This window comes from Rhodococcus chondri (assembly GCF_036327435.1).
GTDB classification, from domain to species: domain Bacteria; phylum Actinomycetota; class Actinomycetes; order Mycobacteriales; family Mycobacteriaceae; genus Rhodococcus; species Rhodococcus chondri.
In genome coordinates, this window is sequence record NZ_JAUZMZ010000046.1 from 1 (window position 1) to 17106 (window position 17106).

General features: G+C 68.4%; 15 protein-coding genes. 11 read left to right on the plus strand and 4 right to left on the minus strand.

The genetic code is table 11. The features are described from left to right. Together Q8814_RS10290 and bluB are read left to right on the plus strand one after the other, a co-directional pair. The coding region (locus Q8814_RS10290) for a glutathione peroxidase (protein ID WP_330151914.1) at window positions 1–408 on the plus strand (408 nt) is incomplete at its 5' end. Window positions 409–415: 7 nt separating this feature from the next. After that, window positions 416–1054 (plus strand): 5,6-dimethylbenzimidazole synthase, encoded by a 639-nt coding sequence (bluB, locus tag Q8814_RS10295; RefSeq protein WP_330151915.1) that lies wholly within the window; start codon window positions 416–418, stop codon window positions 1052–1054. 19 nt (window positions 1055–1073) lie between these two features. On the opposite strand, the gene Q8814_RS10300 is transcribed toward bluB, so the two are convergent. Continuing rightward, window positions 1074–3200, minus strand: a complete 2127-nt coding sequence (locus Q8814_RS10300) for an oxidoreductase (RefSeq protein WP_330151916.1) — start codon at window positions 3198–3200, stop codon at window positions 1074–1076. Between the two features lie 9 nt (window positions 3201–3209). Beyond that, window positions 3210–4406, minus strand: coding sequence for a cytochrome P450 (locus Q8814_RS10305; RefSeq protein ID WP_330151917.1), 1197 nt, complete (start codon window positions 4404–4406; stop codon window positions 3210–3212). Window positions 4407–4546: 140 nt separating this feature from the next. On the opposite strand from Q8814_RS10305, the gene Q8814_RS10310 reads away from it, so the two are divergent. Beyond that, a complete protein-coding gene (locus Q8814_RS10310) occupies window positions 4547–5251 on the plus strand; it encodes a DUF2334 domain-containing protein (protein ID WP_330151918.1) in 705 nt (234 codons plus the stop codon). Window positions 5252–5345: 94 nt separating this feature from the next. Then, a complete protein-coding gene (locus tag Q8814_RS10315) occupies window positions 5346–6989 on the plus strand; it encodes an FAD-binding dehydrogenase (protein ID WP_330151919.1) in 1644 nt (547 codons plus the stop codon). Between the two features lie 4 nt (window positions 6990–6993). Here Q8814_RS10315 and Q8814_RS10320 read toward each other — a convergent pair whose 3' ends face one another. Together Q8814_RS10320 and Q8814_RS10325 are read right to left on the minus strand one after the other, a co-directional pair. Beyond that, window positions 6994–7638 (minus strand): MBL fold metallo-hydrolase, encoded by a 645-nt coding sequence (locus Q8814_RS10320; RefSeq protein WP_330151920.1) that lies wholly within the window; start codon window positions 7636–7638, stop codon window positions 6994–6996. Between the two features lie 38 nt (window positions 7639–7676). Continuing rightward, window positions 7677–9932, minus strand: a complete 2256-nt coding sequence (locus tag Q8814_RS10325) for a heavy metal translocating P-type ATPase (RefSeq protein ID WP_330151921.1) — start codon at window positions 9930–9932, stop codon at window positions 7677–7679. 187 nt (window positions 9933–10119) lie between these two features. On the opposite strand from Q8814_RS10325, the gene purS reads away from it, so the two are divergent. The 7 genes from purS to purL all read left to right on the plus strand — a co-directional run bounded on the left by purS (window position 10120) and on the right by purL (window position 17103). Then, entirely contained in the window at window positions 10120–10365 is a 246-nt protein-coding gene (gene purS / locus Q8814_RS10330; protein ID WP_330151922.1) for a phosphoribosylformylglycinamidine synthase subunit PurS, read from the plus strand. After that, window positions 10362–11039, plus strand: coding sequence for a phosphoribosylformylglycinamidine synthase subunit PurQ (purQ, locus tag Q8814_RS10335; RefSeq protein WP_330151923.1), 678 nt, complete (start codon window positions 10362–10364; stop codon window positions 11037–11039). The genes purS and purQ overlap by 4 nt, the downstream gene beginning before the upstream one ends. A 455-nt stretch (window positions 11040–11494) precedes the next feature. Further along, window positions 11495–12325, plus strand: coding sequence for an acyl-CoA thioesterase (locus Q8814_RS10340; protein WP_330151940.1), 831 nt, complete (start codon window positions 11495–11497; stop codon window positions 12323–12325). Between the two features lie 43 nt (window positions 12326–12368). Next, window positions 12369–12788: a DUF427 domain-containing protein gene (locus Q8814_RS10345; protein ID WP_330151924.1), complete on the plus strand. Its 420-nt coding sequence runs from the start codon at window positions 12369–12371 to the stop codon at window positions 12786–12788. A 28-nt stretch (window positions 12789–12816) separates the two neighbouring features. Then, on the plus strand, window positions 12817–14112 hold the full coding sequence (locus Q8814_RS10350) for a M18 family aminopeptidase (RefSeq protein WP_330151925.1): 1296 nt from the start codon (window positions 12817–12819) through the stop codon (window positions 14110–14112). A gap of 54 nt (window positions 14113–14166) precedes the next feature. After that, the gene (locus Q8814_RS10355; protein WP_330151926.1) at window positions 14167–14757 is read left to right on the plus strand and encodes a Uma2 family endonuclease; all 591 of its coding nucleotides are present in this window, start codon (window positions 14167–14169) and stop codon (window positions 14755–14757) included. Window positions 14758–14823: 66 nt separating this feature from the next. After that, window positions 14824–17103 carry a phosphoribosylformylglycinamidine synthase subunit PurL gene (gene purL / locus Q8814_RS10360; protein ID WP_330151927.1) on the plus strand — a complete coding sequence of 760 codons (2280 nt, stop codon included), beginning with the start codon at window positions 14824–14826 and terminating at the stop codon, window positions 17101–17103. The last annotated feature ends 3 nt before the right edge of the window (window positions 17104–17106 follow it).

Sequence of the window (17106 nt, forward strand, 5' to 3'; positions counted from 1 at the left end):
GTCGTCAACGTCGCCTCCAAGTGCGGGCTGACGCCGCAGTACACCGCGCTCGAGCAGCTCGCGCAGGACTACGCCGACCGTGGCCTGTTCGTCGTCGGCGTGCCGTGCAACCAGTTCATGGGTCAGGAACCGGGCACCGCCGAGGAGATCCAGGAGTTCTGCTCCACCACCTACGGCGTGAGCTTCCCGTTGCTCGAAAAGGTCGAGGTCAACGGTGAGAATCGGCATCCGCTGTACGCCGAACTCACCCAGCACCCCGATGCGGACGGCGAAGCCGGCGACATCCAGTGGAACTTCGAGAAGTTCGTCATCGCTCCCGACGGCACCGTCGTGAACCGGTTCCGCCCGCGCACCGAGCCGGACGCCCCCGAGGTCATCGACGCCCTCGAAGCAGTCCTGCCGGCCTGACGTCGATATGTTCTCGCTCGAAGCGCGTACCGCGCTCTACGACATCATCCGCATGCGCCGCGACGTGCGCGCCGAGTTCGCCGGTGAACAGGTCGCCGAAGACGTGCTCATGCGCGTCCTCGCTGCGGCACACCAGGCACCGAGCGTCGGCAACACCCAGCCGTGGGATTTCGTGGTCGTCCAGGATCCGCAGCGGCTCAGCGAGTTCGCCGAGCACGTAGCCGGATGCCGGAAGGCCTTCGCCGACTCGCTTCCGGAGGAACGGCGGAGCACCTTCGACCCCATCAAGGTCGAGGGCATCGCCGAATCCGGCACCGGCATCGTCGTCACCTACGACCCCTTGCGCGGCGGCAAACACATCCTCGGCCGGCACACGATCGACGAATCCGGCCTGTTCTCGGCCGTGCTCGCGATTCAGAACCTCTGGCTCGCAGCCACCGCCGAGGGACTCGGCGTCGGCTGGGTGTCGTTCTACGAGGAGGAATACCTGGCCGACTTCATCGGGGCCACCGACCCGGTGCGGCCGATCGCGTGGCTGTGCGTCGGTCCGGTCACCCGCCTGCAGGAGGTTCCGGACCTCGAGCGGTTCGGGTGGCGCAGCGGACGCGCCCTCGAGGAGGCTGTCCACCGCGACACGTTCGGATAAGGCACCGGGCCGGGGCGCCCTACAGCGCGGTGGCGACCTTCCACGCCGAGTGGATCGCACCCTCGATGTAGTCGACCGCCCCGGCGTCGCCGACCACGCGGACGTCGATACCGGCGGCGCCCAGGTCGTCGGCCAGCGGTGCCGCAGCCGAGACACCGGATGCGACGACGACCATCCGGGCAGGCGCGGACATCGTCCGGCCGTCGACGGTGAACTCCACAGTTCTCCGCGTGATCCGCTGCACGGTCGCGTTGCGGTGCACCTCGAGGCCCAGCTCGCGGGCGTGCTTCACGGCGGTCCATCGGCGCGGCATCGCCATCGGCACACCGAGTTGCTGTCCCTCGGCGAGCAGGGTCACCCGGCTTCCTCGCTCGGCCATGAACTCCGCCAGTTCGAGCCCGACCAGCGAGCCGCCGATCACGACGACGTCCTTCGCCATCGGGAGGAACCTCAGGAACTTGCGGCTGAGGGTGCGGATCCGGTCGGGGCTCGTGGTGATGCGGGCCAGCTTGCCGAGTTTGCCCATGGCGCGCAGCACGGCCGACTGATCGGACACGTCGCCGGTCCCCGTCATCAGCGCGCGCATGCTGTCGCCGGTGTGCACGTGGGGGAGGTCGCCGCCGGGCACGGCCGGACGTTCACGCACCGCTCCGGTCGCGACGATCACCACGTCCGGGTTCAGCGCACGCACCGACGCCGCCGTTGCCTCGGTGCCCAGACGCACGTCGATGCCGAGCCGGGTGATCTCGGCCGTCAGCCACTTCAGCAGGCGTTCGTTGTCGGGTGTGGTGAGGGTGGAGAACCAAAGAGTGCCGCCGAGCCGGTCCGCCTTGTCGAGGACGGTGACCCGGTGGCCGCGTTCGGTGGCGACCCGAGCCGCCTCGAGACCACCCGGTCCGGCACCGATCACCACGACGTGCTTGGACGTGGCGCCCCGGACGAACGGGACCAGCGCCTCGTTGCCGAGCGCCGGGTTGACCGCACAGATGGGCGTGGCGTCCCAGAAGTTCTCCTGCACGCACACGTAGCAGTTGATGCACGGGCGGACCTGGGCGGAGCGACCGGTTCGGAGCTTGTCGACCAGCTGGGGGTCTGCCAGGAGCTGGCGACCCATCGCAACGAAATCGGTCCGGCCCTCGGCGATCATCTTTTCACCGACCTCGGGCAGCATGCGGCCGACGGTGATGACCGGGATCGACACGGCGCGCTTGATGACGGTGGCGTTGTCGGTGTAGAAGCCGACCTTGTTCGGCAGAGGGCCGTCGGTGAAGTTCGCGAACGCGTTCAGCGCGGTGCCCGTGACGTGGATGGCGTCCGCTCCGGCCTGCTCGAACAGCACGGCCGCGGCGGCGGCCTCGTCGACGGTGAGACCGTCCGATTCGCCGTACTCCTGGCCGGCCAGCCGCACGATCACGGCGAGGCTGTCGCCGACCTCGGCCTTGACCGCCCGGATCACTTCGCAGGACAGCCGTGCCCGGTTCTCCAGCGACCCGCCGTACCCGTCGGTGCGCTCGTTCGAGTGACGGCTCAGGAAGGCCCCGAGAACGTAGTTGTGGGCGGCGTGGATTTCGACCGCATCGCCACCTGCGGCCTTCACACGGCCCGCAGCTTCGGCGAACATGCGGACCAGCCACTCGAGATCGTCCTGGGTGGCCTCGTGATACGTGGCCTGCTTGCCGCCCTGGATGGCGGCCATCTTCATCAATTCTTCGGGGGTGTTGTCGGCGAGCGCGCTCATGTCGCCCGGCGGCCTCGGTGTGCTCGGAACCAGCTGCGGACGGTCCTGAAGGGTGTCGATGCGGGCCACCTTGCCGTGGTGCGTCATCTGCACGCACAGCTTGCTGCCGGCTTCGTGAACGGCGTCGGCGAGCGCTGCGAGTCCGGGGATGAACCGGTCTTCGGACAGTCCGGGCTCTTTCGTGCTGGCGCAGCCCGCAGGGTAGGCGACCGCGCAGCAGCCGGTGATGATCATTCCGGTGCCCCCCGCGGCGCGGGCGGCGTAATGATCGATATCGCCCTGCTCGATCTCGCCGTCGTCGCAGAGATTCATGTCCATCGCGGGAAGAACTACCCGGTTGTCCAGCGTCAGCGGACCGATGGTGCCGGGGGAGAGCAGGCGGGGGTACGTCTCGTTTCGGACTGTCACAGCGCGAAGTTAATCCTCGGCTCCGCCGGACCGGTTCGGGGGTCTCGATGAACGGGATACCGCGACCGCCGGCACCGCCTCGAACCCGCCCGCCGGATACGCCGCGTAGGCCGGTTCCGTCCCGGTCACGGGTTCGACGGAGTCGGTGGCGGCGAGCAACTCCTCCAGGAAGATCGTCAGTTCGAGCCGGGCCAGTGGTGCGCCCGGGCAGTTGTGGATGCCGCGGCCGTAGAGCAGGTTGTCCGCGGGGTCGCGGTCGAGCCGGAACTCGTCCGGATTCCCGAAGATCGTCTCGTCGCGATTTGCCGACGCCCACAGCACCATGACCCTCTCCCCGGCCGGGATGCGGCGTCCGGCGACAGTGACCTCGCGCGTCGTTCGGCGACGGTTCGCGACGAGGGGCGCGTGCATCCGCAGAATTTCGTCGGACGCCGGCCCGATGAGGTCCGGTTCGGTGCGGAGCCGGTGCTGGATCTCCGGGTGCGCGGCCAGGAACGACACGAGGATGCCGACGCACGATGCGATCGTGCTCAGCTCGCCGACGGTCCAGTTGCGGATCAGCGAGACCAGTTCGGTATCGGACAGCGGCCGGCCGTCGACCCGCTCGGACAGAAGCTCGCTCGTGACGTCGGTGGGCGCGCCCGCTTCGACGGTGCGGCGCTCGTCGAGTTGTTCGCGGATATAGCTGTCGAACTCGACGGCGATCGCGGACATGGCCTCCCGATCCAGGGCGCGTGTCGCCGCCCGGTTCTTGTGGGTCCACTGCTGCAGCGGCTCGTGCAGCCTTTCGGGCCAGCCCATGAAGCGGCACTGGATGTGGTTTGCGAACGGTTCGGCGAGCGCGGACATGACCTCGATCTGCCCGTCCGCCGAACCGGCCACGAGCTGCCGCGCGACCTCGCGGCATTCGGGTGCGAACGCGCTCATCCGGTCAGCGGTGAAGTACTTGTCGTTGATCGCCCGGAACGGCGTGTGCTCGGGCGGGTCCATGCCGTTGGGCACCGACAGGTGTGCCGAGACCCGGTTGCTGAAGGTGTGGTGGTCGTCGAGGATCCGCACGACGTCTTCGTGGCGGAACACCGTCCAATTGCGGTACCGGCTGTAGGCGACCGGGCAGCGGGAGCGCATCTCGTCGTAGGCCGCGATCTGGTTCGATTGCACCGGATCGGAGCGGGGATCCCAGTCCACATGCAGTTCGTCGGTCATCGTCCACCTTCGGTTTCCGGGGTCGAGAGCGCATTTCTTGCGGGGTGCCGCTGTTCAGTGTGTCGACCCGCAGCGTCCCGCGGACAAGGTTTCAGCCCCGCGACAATCTCCGTTCACCGGCGTAGGGCAGGGTCGGGGTCATGAGTGGAGAGCTGATCGTGTCGGTCTCGGGGATCAGGGACGCCACACGCGACGTCGTCGACGACTTCGCGCGGGAGATGAGTGCGCGCGGGGTGCCGTTGTCGCTGTTCGTCGCGCCCCGGCTCAAGGACCACTACCGGTTGGTGAACGATCACGAGACGCAGGAGTGGCTGCTCGAGCGCCGGGAAGGAGGCGACGCGATCGTGCTGCACGGCTACGACCAGGCCGCCACCAAGAGTCGCCGTGCCGAATTCGCGGCCCTGCCCGAACACGAGGCGCGACTGCGGTTGCTCGCCGCGGACCGGGTGCTCGAGGAAACCGGGCTGCGCACCCGGCTGTTCGCTCCGCCCCGCTGGCTGGCCTCGCCCGGCGCGGTGGCCGCACTACCTCGAACCGGGTTCCGGCTCATGGCCGACATCTCCGGTATCCGCGACCTCGATCGCGGCACGGTCACCAAGTCCCGGGTGTTCGGCATCGGCGAGGGCGCGAAGGCCGAACCGTGGTGGTGCCGCGCGATGGTCATCGGCGCCGGCCGCGTCGCCCGGCGCGGTGAACTGTTGCGGCTGGCGATCTCCGCGCCCCACCTCGCGAAGTTCGGGCCGCGGCAGGCGGTGCTCGACGCCGTCGACATCGCGCTGCATCACGGCGCCGAGCCGGCCGTCTACCGCTGGCCGGGCCGCACGGTCGGGCTCGGCGCGGCGTGACACCTGGTGTGGTGACACCCGACGCGGTGATCTCGGTCGTGAGATCGAAACATCACTCCCCGTTCGGTAATACGCCTCGGTAGTGTTTGCACACATGGACGCAGACGTGATCGTGGTGGGGGCGGGGCTGGCCGGTCTGGTGGCCGCGGGTGAATTGATCGATGCCGGGCGCAAGGTTATCCTTGTCGACCAGGAGAATGAGAACAACCTTGGGGGACAGGCCTTCTGGTCGTTCGGAGGATTGTTCTTCGTCGACAGCCCCGATCAGCGACGGCTCGGGATCAAGGATTCGTACGAGCTGGCGCTGCAGGACTGGATGGGCACAGCCGGATTCGATCGCGAGATCGAGGACCGCTGGCCGCGTCGCTGGGCGCAGGCCTACGTCGAGTTCGCTGCCGGTGAGAAGTACGCCTGGCTGAAGCAGCGCGGGCTGAAGATCTTCCCGATGGTCAACTGGGCGGAGCGCGGCGGTTACGACGCGGGCGGACACGGCAATTCGGTGCCGCGGTTCCACATCACGTGGGGCACCGGACCCGCGCTCGTCGAAATCTTCGCCCGCAAGGTACGCGACGGCGTCGACCGCGGGCTGGTGACATTGCGGCACCGCCATCAGGTCGACGAACTCGTCGTCACCGACGGGGCGGTCACGGGTGTGCGAGGCACGGTGCTCGAACCGACGACGGCGGCGCGCGGAGTGCAGTCGTCGCGAACGGGGATCGGCGAGTTCGAACTGTCCGCCGGGGCGGTCGTCGTGACTTCCGGCGGGATCGGCGGCAACTACGAACTCGTCAAGCAGAACTGGCCGGCACGATTGGGGGAGCCGCCGAAGCGCATGCTCACCGGTGTGCCCGCGCACGTCGACGGCCGGATGCTCGAGATCACCGAGAAATCCGGTGGCAACATCGTCAACCGCGACCGCATGTGGCACTACACCGAGGGCATCACCAACTTCGACCCGGTGTGGCCGAATCACGGCATCCGCATCCTGCCCGGGCCGTCGTCGCTGTGGCTCGACGCGACCGGCCGGCGCCTTCCGGTGCCGCTGTTCCCCGGCTTCGACACCCTCGGCACGCTCGAGCACATCATGAAAACCGGGCACGAACACACGTGGTTCGTGCTGGACCAGAAGATCATCGAGAAGGAGTTCAGCCTCTCCGGCTCGGAGCAGAACCCCGACCTGACCGGGCGCGACCTGCGGCTACTGCTCCAGCGCGTCCGTTCCGGAGCCCCCGGGCCCGTCGAAGCGTTCAAGCAGCGAGGGGTCGACTTCGTCGTCCGCGACAACCTCGCCGATCTCGTCGCCGGAATGAACGAGCTGACCCCGGATCCGCTGCTCGACTATGAGCGGGTGCGATCGACCGTCGAAGCGCGCGACCGCGAAATCGCCAACAGGTACACGAAGGACCTGCAGGTGTCGGCGCTGCGCGCGGCCCGCGCGTACAAGCCCGACCGGATCGCGCGCATCGCGTCGCCGCATCGGATCCTTGATCCGAAGGCCGGGCCGCTGATCGCCGTCAAACTGCACCTGCTCACCCGCAAGACCCTCGGCGGTCTCGAAACGGACCTGTCGTCGCGGGTGCTGCAGAGTGACGGGTCGGTGTTCGACGGACTGTTCGCCGCCGGTGAGGTCGCGGGCTTCGGCGGTGGCGGCGTCCACGGATACCGCTCGCTCGAAGGCACCTTCCTCGGTGGCTGCATCTTCTCGGGCCGGGCGGCGGGACGGGCCGCCGCCCGGTGACCGGTCAGAGTTCCTGGTCCTGCTCGTGCTTCAGGACCCGGAACTCGGTGCCCTCGGGAGCCATATCGCTGTACCGGCCGTAGAAGATGCCATTGGCCTGATCGGCGATGATCCCCTGGTGGATGGGTACCGCCACCCGAGGATTCACCGCCCGCAGATAATCCACCGATTCCCAGATCTTCAGCCACGGCGCCGCCGAAGGAAGCGCCAGCACGTCGACCTTCTCGTTCGGGATGTACAGCGAATCGCCCGGATGCATCAGCCGTGCCGGGTTGTCCGCATCGCCGACGAGGTAGGCGGTGTTGTCGATGACGGGCATCTCGGGATGGATGACGGCGTGCCGGCCGCCTGTGCCGCGAACGGTCAACGCGCCGACGGTGAACCGGTCGCCGGGCCGCACCGCCGACCAGTCGCCCTCCAATAGACCCGCCGACTGCGGATCGGAATACAGCGCCGCGCCGGGATTGGCGTCGAGGAGGTCCGGTAGCCGCGCGGTGTCGGCGTGGTCGGGATGCTGGTGGGTGACGAGGATGGCATCGAGGCCGGTGATCCCCTCGAATCCGTGCGAGAAATTGCCGGGGTCGAACAGGATCTTGGTGCCGAGATGTTCGACGAGCATGCAGGAGTGGCCGAAGTGGGTCAGTCGCATGGGTCCGAGTATGCCCTTACCGCGGGGAGAATCGGCTCTTACCGCGGGGAGAATCGGCGCAGCCGCAAGCTGTTGGTCACCACGAACACCGAACTGAACGCCATCGCCCCACCCGCGATCAGCGGATTGAGGAACCCGAGTGCCGCGAGTGGAAGCGCCGCGACGTTGTAGGCGAACGCCCAGAACAGGTTGCCCTTGATGGTGCCCAGGGTGGCGCGTGCCAGCCGGATCGCATCCGGTGCTGCCCGCAGGTCGCCGCGCACCAGAGTCAGGTCCGATGCCTCGATCGCCACGTCGGTGCCGGTGCCCATGGCCAGCCCCAGGTCGGCGCGGGCCAGTGCCGCGGCGTCGTTGACGCCGTCGCCCACCATCGCCACGACCCGGCCCTGCTCCTGCAACCGCGCGACGACGTCGACCTTGTCGGACGGCAGGACCTCGGCGATCACCTCGTCGATTCCGACCTGTCGTGCGACGGCCTCGGCGGCCCCGCGGTTGTCGCCGGTGAGTAGTACCGGACGGAGCCCGAGCGCGCGTAGTTCGGCGATTGCCGCCGCGGAACCGTCCTTGACGGTGTCGGAAACCACGACGACCGCCCGGATCGCGCCGTCCCATGCGACCCAGATCGGGGTGCGCCCGTCCGCTTCGGCGGCCGCTGCCTGCCCGGCCAGGTCTTCCGGGGCGGTCAGCGACCAGTCGTCGCGCAACCACGACAGCCGGCCCGCGAGCACGGCATGGCCGTCGACCACACCGGAAACGCCACGTCCGCCGTGGTTCTCGAAGTTTTCGACCTCGGCGAGAGGCCGGCCGGTGGCGGCGTGCTCGGCGATCGCCCGGGCGATGGGATGTTCGGACGCATGCTCGAGCGACCCCGCGAGGTGCAGTGCGTCGTCGTCGGCTTCGCCCTCGGCGACGTGCACGGCCGCGACGGCCATGCGACCCGTGGTGACGGTGCCGGTCTTGTCGAGCACGACCGTGTCGATACGGCGGGTGGACTCGAGGATCTGCGGGCCCTTGATGAGGATGCCGAGTTGCGCACCGCGTCCCGTGCCGACGAGCAACGCGGTCGGTGTCGCCAATCCCAGTGCGCACGGGCACGCGATGATCAGCACCGCGACGGCCGCGGTGAACGCCGCCGAGACGGAGTTGTCGGTGAAGAGCAGCCAGCCGGCGAGGGTGAGCAGCGACAGGCCGATGACGATCGGGACGAACACCGCGGAGATGCGGTCGGCCAGCCGCTGGACCTCGGCCTTGCCGTTCTGCGCGTCCTCGACGAGGCGTGCCATCTGCGCAAGCTGGGTGTCGGCACCGACCCGTGTCGCGCGGACGGTCAACCGCCCACCCGCGTTGACGGTCGCTCCGACGACGTTGTCGCCGGGGCCGACCTCTACCGGAACGGATTCGCCGGTGAGCATCGACGCATCTACGGCGGACGTGCCGGAGACGACGACGCCGTCGGTTGCGATCTTCTCTCCCGGCCGGACCACGAAGACGTCGTCGACGACAAGCCGGTCGACGGGAATCCGGGTTTCGGTGTTGTCGCGGAGTACCGCGACGTCCTTGGCGCCCATGTCGAGCAGTGCGCGCAGTGCCGCGCCGGACTGCCGCTTCGCGCGGGCCTCGAAGTAGCGGCCGGCGATGATGAAGGTGGTGACCGCGGCCGCGACCTCGAGATAGAGATGCGGTTCGCCGTCGCCGGAGGCGAACAGGTCGAAACTCATGCGCATGCCGGGCATACCGGCGTGCGTGAAGAACAGGGCCCACAGCGACCACAGGTAGGCGGCGATCACGCCCACCGAGATCAGGGTGTCCATCGTCGCGGCGCCGTGCCGCGCGTTCATCCATGCGGCGCGGTGGAACGGCAGCGCACCCCACACGACGACGGGGGAGGCGAGGGTCAGGCACAGCCACTGCCAGTTGTCGAACTGGAAGGCGGGCACCATCGACAGCACTACGACGGGGACGGCGAGTACCGCCGAGACCGTCAGCCGCTGTTTCCATGCCGCGGCCTCGTCGGACACGGCAGGGGCGGCGTCGGTCGAAGTCGCGTCACCGTCGGAGGTGGCGGGCGGCGCGGGCAGTGCCGCGGTGTAGCCGGTGGCCTCGACGGTAGCGACGAGATCCTCGGGCGTGATGTCGCCGACGTAGCTGACCTTGGCCTTCTCGGTCGCGTAGTTGACGGAGGCGCTCACACCGTCCATCCGGTTGAGTTTCTTCTCGACGCGCGCGGCGCACGAGGCACAGGTCATTCCGCCGATCGTGAGCTCGACGTCGTGCGTGATGTCCGCAGTGGTCATCAGGTGCTCCTTTGATTGCCTGCCGTCATTTATACCCCCAGGGGGTATGTTTGCGCCACTGTTGCCGCCGCGATTCCGGGAGGGGAGGGGTCAGCCGGTAAACTGCGGGATGTCCGGTGTCCGTCTCCGGGCGCGCCGAGCGCCCGCATCTCGGTCGGCCGCCAGCACTACTACCTAGGAGCAGCACGTGGCGCGTGTCGTCGTCGAAGTCATGCCCAAGGCCGAGATTCTCGACCCCCAGGGCCAGGCCATTGCCGGGGCGCTGTCGCGGCTGGGCTTCGCGGGCGTGACCGACGTCCGTCAGGGAAAGCGTTTCGAGCTCGAGGTCGACGGCAGCGTCGACGATGCGCAGCTCGAGAAGATCGCCGAAGCACTGCTCGCCAACACCGTGATCGAGGACTGGGCGATCCGACGAATCGACGGTGAGGCATGAACGCGCGTATCGGAGTCATCACGTTCCCGGGCACGCTCGACGATGTCGACGCGTCCCGCGCCGTGAAGCTCGCCGGGGGTGAGGCCGTGAGCCTGTGGCACGGCGACGCCGATCTCAAGGGCGTCGACGCGGTGATCGTGCCCGGCGGCTTCTCCTACGGCGACTACCTGCGCTGCGGCGCCATCGCCCGGTTCGCTCCTGTCATGACGAAGGTGGTCGAGGCTGCCCGCGGCGGCATGCCGGTACTGGGCATCTGCAACGGCTTCCAGGTGTTGTGCGAAGCGGGACTGCTGCCCGGCGCCCTCACCCGCAACGCGGGCCTGCACTTCGTGTGTCGCGACCAGTGGTTGAAGGTCGAATCGAATACCAGTGCGTGGACCTCGCGGTACGAGCAGGGCGCCGAGATCCTGGTGCCGCTCAAGTCCGGCGAGGGGAACTACCAGGCGTCGCCGCAGATACTCGACGAGCTCGAAGGGGAGGGTCGCGTCGTGTTCCGTTACGTCGGCGACAACCCGAACGGGTCGCAGCGCGGCATCGCGGGTATCTCGTCGGCAAACGGTCGCGTGGTGGGGCTCATGCCGCACCCGGAGCATGCCACCGAGGCGCTCACCGGGCCCAGCGACGACGGGCTCGGCATCTTCTACAGCGCGCTCGACGCCGTTGTGAACGCCTGATTCCCTGGAGCACATCGACTTTCCGAGAGCGTCGACTTTCCGAGAGCATCGAGCCCCCGTTGTCCACCGACGACAGGGGTTTCGCTGTGTTCGGGGGCAAATGGAGCGAGGGACCTCGCTGTCGTCCCGATCGACTGCGAGGCCCCTCGTCCTGATAAACCCGGAGCCCAACCCCCCGATCGAGTCCCGAGCCGGCGTCACCGCCATCCCCCTGCCGATGACGCCGCGCACTATTCTGCCCGACTCGCCGGAATCTGTCCTGAGTAGGACTACGCATGTTACGCGCGCCACAATATCGCGTCACGTCGACGTACGCTGTAGCGCATTGCTCCCCGATCCACTCGTGAAGGACCGGCACATTGACCTCTTCCGATACAGCGCCGCCGAACGCAGCCGAGGCACGCGACGCACCGCGTCCCGAAGAGTCGTCCCCCCAAGAGTCGTCAGTGGAACGCATGCTGCGCATCTTCGACGTGATGCCGTCCGGTGAGAATCGCTTCACGGGCGAGAGCGACGGTGGAGGGCGACAGGTGGTCGACGGCACCCAGCTGCTCGCCCAGGCGATCGTCGCCGTGGCAAAACGATTGCCCGACAAAGAGATCCGATCCGCGCGTGCCGTGTTTTCGCGGACCGTCGACGCGACCGAACCGGTCGATTTCGAGGTCGACGTCGTCCACGAGGGACGGACCATGGCCAGCGCGAATGTGGCGGTCCGTCAACGCGGCCGCCGGCGCGCGATGGTGTCGGTGCTCGCAGACGCGCCCACTCCCGACGTCATCCGCCATCAGGCGCCCCGGCCCGACGTGGCCGGACCTGCCGAGGCACACCCCGTGCACATGCCCATGACCGGCCGGGAACTGCGCGTCGTCGATGTCGTCGACCTCCGCAGTCCCGAGGAAGTCGGGCCTCCCGAACTGTATGCGTGGCTGCGTTACGAACCGATCCCGACGCATCCTGCCCTGGCCAAGGCGCTCGTCGCGCACTTCACCGGGCACCTTTCCGTCTCCGCGACCATGCGGGCCCACGAGGGGGTGGGGACCAGCCAGGCGCATCGGACGATATCGACCGGAGTCATGACCGTCGCGGTCGCATTCCACGAACCCGTCCGGTGGGACGGATGGCTGCTCTATTCGCACGAGAGCACCCAGGTCGGCGCCGGGATGTCGTACGTGCGTGGCCAGGTGCACACCGAAAGCGGTGAGCTGTTGGCGTCTTTCACGCAGGAAGCGATGATCCGGCCGCTGACGGCCGATCATTCGGCCGTCCCCGCGCAGGCACGGTTGTGATCGAGTCGCGGCGAACAGAGGAACCACCGAAGAGGAGATGCCGATGAGTGCCCGAGGTGCCGAGCCGGTTCCGGCGACCGGTGCAGGTTTCGCCGCGAGACCCGATTACCGGGTCGATATCCATGCCCGCCGCAATGTGGTGCGTGCGGCCCTGGACGGGGTGTGCCTTGCCGAAACCGCGAACTCCCTGCTCGTCGACGAGCAGGACCACGGTCTCGTGTTCTACTTCCCCCGATCGGACGTCGCCGTCGCGTTGTCACCGGCCGAGGCCGCCGCGTCGCGGTGCCCGTTCAAGGGCGAGGCCACGTACTGGCGCTTCGAGGGGGACGGCGGGGAGCCGCTGTGCTGGAGCTACGAGGCGCCGATGGAGCAGGTGGCACGGCTGCGCGGCCACGTCGCGTTCTACCAGGACAAGGTCACCGTCAGTGTCGGGCAGGCCCACCCGGCGGTGTCGGGACGCTGAGCGCGGCATCGGGTGCGAGGATGCAGACATGCCTTCGATCACGCATGCCGATGCCCAGGGTCTGTGCAACTTCGTCGACCTGTCGCCGTCACCGTTCCACGTGTGCGCGACCGTCGCCGCCGCGCTCGCCGATGCCGGATTCGCCGAGCTCGACGAGGGGCAGCGGTGGCCGAGCGAGCCGGGTCGCTACTACCTGATCCGCGGTGGATCGCTCATCGCGTGGAGCACCGAAGGCGACGCAGGCGATCCGGCGCGGCCGTTCCGCATCGTCGGCGGTCACACCGACAGCCCGAACCTGAGGGTCAAGCAGAACCCCGACCTCGCCTCGGCCGGATGGCGGCTGGTGGGTCTCGAACCGTACGGCGGGGCGTGGCTGAATTCGTGGCTCGACCGCGATCTCGGAGTGTCCGGACGCATCACCGTCCGCTCCGGCGATACCACCGAGGAAGTACTGGTCCGCGTCGACAAACCGGTCCTGCGCGTCCCGCAACTCGCGATCCACCTGTCGGAGGACCGCAAGGGGGTGCAGCTCGATCCGCAGCGCCACGTCAACGGGGTGTGGGGGATCGGCTCGGAACCGCGCTCGTTCATCGCGTACCTCGCCGGGCAGACCGGAGTCGAGGCGGCCGACGTGCTCGGCTGGGAACTGATGACACACGATCTGGCGCCGAGTTCTCTCGTCGGGGCCGACGGAGACCTGGTCAGCGCGCCGCGCCTGGACAATCAGGTCACCTGCTACGCGGGCCTGCAGGCGCTGCTCGCCGCGGTCGACGACGCCGGGCATCCCGGTCCCGTGCCCGTCCTGGCACTGTTCGACCACGAAGAGGTCGGCAGCATGTCCGATCGCGGTGCGTTCTCGGACCTGCTCGGCACCGTGCTCGAACGCATCCTCCTCGCGCGAGGCGCCGACCGCGAAGACTTCCTGCGGTCGCGGGCGGGATCGATCGTCGCGTCCGGCGACATGGCCCACGCGACGCATCCGAACTATGCGGAACGTCACGAACCCGCCCACCGCATCGCGGTCGGCGGCGGACCCGTGTTGAAGGTGAACCAGAACCTGCGCTACGCCACCGACGCGGCGGGCGCGGCGGCGTTCGCGCTCGCGTGCGACCGGGCGGGGGTGCCACTGCAGCGGTACGTGCACCGCGCCGACCTGCCGTGTGGCTCGACCATCGGGCCGATCACCGCATCGCGCACCGGCCTGACCACCGTCGACGTCGGTGCCCCGCAGCTCGCCATGCACTCGGCGCGGGAACTGATGGGTGCCGCGGATGTGGCCACCTACGCAGACGCGCTCGCCGCATTCCTGACACCTGCACACTGAGCGGTGCGAGACTGAAACGGTCCTGTCCGGTCCGGCGTGAACGGGGGTTCCGGCGTGAGCGGTCCGTCCTACCCCGACCGTTTGCTCCGCCTCGACGACTGGGAGAAGCTGCCCGATTACGAGCAGCACCACGTCGAGGTGTGTGAGGGTGTGCTCGTGGCGTCGCCGCGCCCCGGCCCGGTCCACGAGCACGCGGCGCTCGCGCTTTTCGTGCAGTTGGACGCGCAACTGCCGGACGGGCTGTGTGTGCTCGGCGGCGTCGAGGTGCTCGTCGCGTCCGAACCGTTGACCGTGCGGGTCCCCGACCTGATCGTCGTGGATCGGAAGCTCCTCGAGGAGGACCCCGAACGTGCCCCCGCCGCGGAGATCCGGCTGGTCGTCGAGGCCACCGTCGAGGGCACCGCACGCACCGACCGGGTCACCAAGTTCTCCGAATATGCCGAGGCGGAGATCCCGCAGTACTGGATCGTCGACCTCACCGGACCTCCGATTCTCGCGGTGTTCACGCTCGACGCCGGCTGGTACCGGTTCGACGGCGAGTACACCGGCACGACGGCACTGACCGCGGTCGGTCACGAAGTCACGATCGACGTGGACGGACTCGTCACAGCACCGGTCGACCCGCCCGTGGGCCGCCCCCGATAGACTGGCTCCGGCAGTGCCCGCCCGGCCTGCAGTTTTCGATCCCAGAGTGAAGGGACCCGACGCCCAGTGTCATCGCACGTGGATACCGTCACCCACGCCGCCGAAACCCCCGAGGTTGCTCAGCCCTATCGGGAGCTGGGGCTGAAGGACGACGAGTACGCCCGCATCAGGGAGATCCTGGGGCGGCGCCCCACGGACGCCGAGCTGGCGATGTACTCGGTGATGTGGTCCGAGCACTGCTCGTACAAGTCGTCGAAGGTGCATCTGCGGTACTTCGGCGAGACCACCACCGACGAGATGCGCGCGTCGATGCTCGCCGGCATCGGCGAGAACGCCGGTGTCGTCGATATCGGCGACGGCTGGGCCGTCACTTTCAAGGTCGAATCCCACAACCACCCGTCGTACGTCGAGCCCTACCAGGGCGCCGCGACGGGCGTCGGCGGCATCGTTCGCGACATCATGGCGATGGGCGCCCGGCCGATCGCGGTCATGGACCAGCTGCGGTTCGGCGACCCGAGCCACCCCGACACCCGTCGCGTCGTCGACGGCGTCGTGCGCGGTATCGGCGGCTACGGCAACTCGCTGGGGCTGCCCAATGTCGGTGGCGAGACCGTCTTCGACGCCTCCTACCAGGGCAATCCGCTCGTCAACGCCCTGTGTGCGGGTGCGATGCGCGTCGAAGACCTGCATCTGGCCTTCGCGTCCGGCGAGGGCAACAAGATCATTCTGTTCGGTGCGCGCACCGGACTCGACGGTATCGGCGGCGTTTCGGTTCTCGCCTCCGAGACCTTCGACGACAGCGAAGGCGGCCGCCCCAAGAAGCTGCCGAGCGTGCAGGTCGGCGACCCGTTCACCGAGAAGGTGCTCATCGAGTGCTGCCTCGACCTCTACCGCGACAAGCTTGTCGTCGGCATCCAGGACCTCGGCGGTGCCGGACTGTCGTGCGCGACCTCGGAACTCGCCGCGGCCGGTGACGGCGGCATGCACATCAGTCTGGAACGTGTCCCGATGCGCGCCAAGGGCATGACTCCGGCCGAAGTGCTCTCGTCCGAGTCCCAGGAACGCATGTGTGCCGTTGTCGCGCCCGAGAACGTCGACGCCTTCATGGCGGTGTGCAAGAAGTGGGACGTGCTCGCCACCGTCATCGGCGAGGTCACAGACGGCGACCACCTCGTGATCGACTGGCACGGTGAGACCGTGGTCGACGTGCCGCCGCGCACCGTCGCGCTGGAGGGGCCGGTCTACGAGCGTCCCGTGCAGCGCCCCGAGTCGCAGGACGCATTGGTCGCGGACACCACCGCGTCCCTGAAGCGTCCGGAGACTGCCGACGAGCTAAAGGCGACGCTGCTGAAAATGCTCGCCTCGCCCGCGCTGTGCAGCCGCAAGTGGATCACCGAGCAGTACGACCGCTACGTCCGCGGCAACACCGTGCTCGCCGAGAGCGCCGATGCCGGCGTGATCCGTGTCGACGAGGAAACCGGGCGCGGTATCGCCCTGTCCACCGACGCGTCGGGTCGCTACACCCGGCTCGACCCGTACGTGGGCGCACAGCTCGCCCTCGCCGAGGCCTACCGCAATGTCGCGACCACCGGCGCTACCCCGAAGGCCGTGTCCAACTGCCTGAACTTCGGGTCGCCGGAGGACCCCGAGGTCATGTGGCAGTTCCAGCAGGCCGTGCGCGGTCTTGCCGACGGCTGTGCCCAACTCGGTATTCCGGTTACCGGCGGCAACGTCAGCTTCTACAACCAGACCGGTTCGACGCCGATCCTGCCGACCCCGGTGGTCGCGGTACTCGGTGTGATCGACGACGTTCACCGTCGCATCCCTACCGGTCTCGGTCTCGAACCCGGTGAAACCTTGATTCTGCTGGGCGAGACCCGCGACGAGTTCGACGGCTCGATCTGGGCCCAGGTCGAGCACGACCACCTCGGTGGCGTGCCGCCCCAGGTCGATCTCGAGCACGAGCGTCTGCTCTCGGAGATCCTCACCGCAGGGTCGCGCGACGGCCTGATCTCCGCAGCCCACGACCTGTCCGAGGGTGGTCTCGCACAGGCCGTCGTCGAAGCCGCGCTCGCCGGTGAGACCGGTTGCCGGATTCTGCTGCCGGAGGGCGCCGACCCGTTCGTGACGTTGTTCTCCGAGTCCACCGGACGTGTCCTCGTCGCGGTGCCGCGCACCGAGGAAAGTCGGTTCACGGGCATGTGCACGGCCCGGAAGATGCCGTGGACGCGGATCGGTGTCGTCGACGAGGGGTCCGACTCCATCGAGGTCCAGGACCAGTTCTCGGTTCCGATGAGCGAACTCCGTGAGGTCTACGAGGGCACATTGCCTGCGCTGTTCGGATAGCCC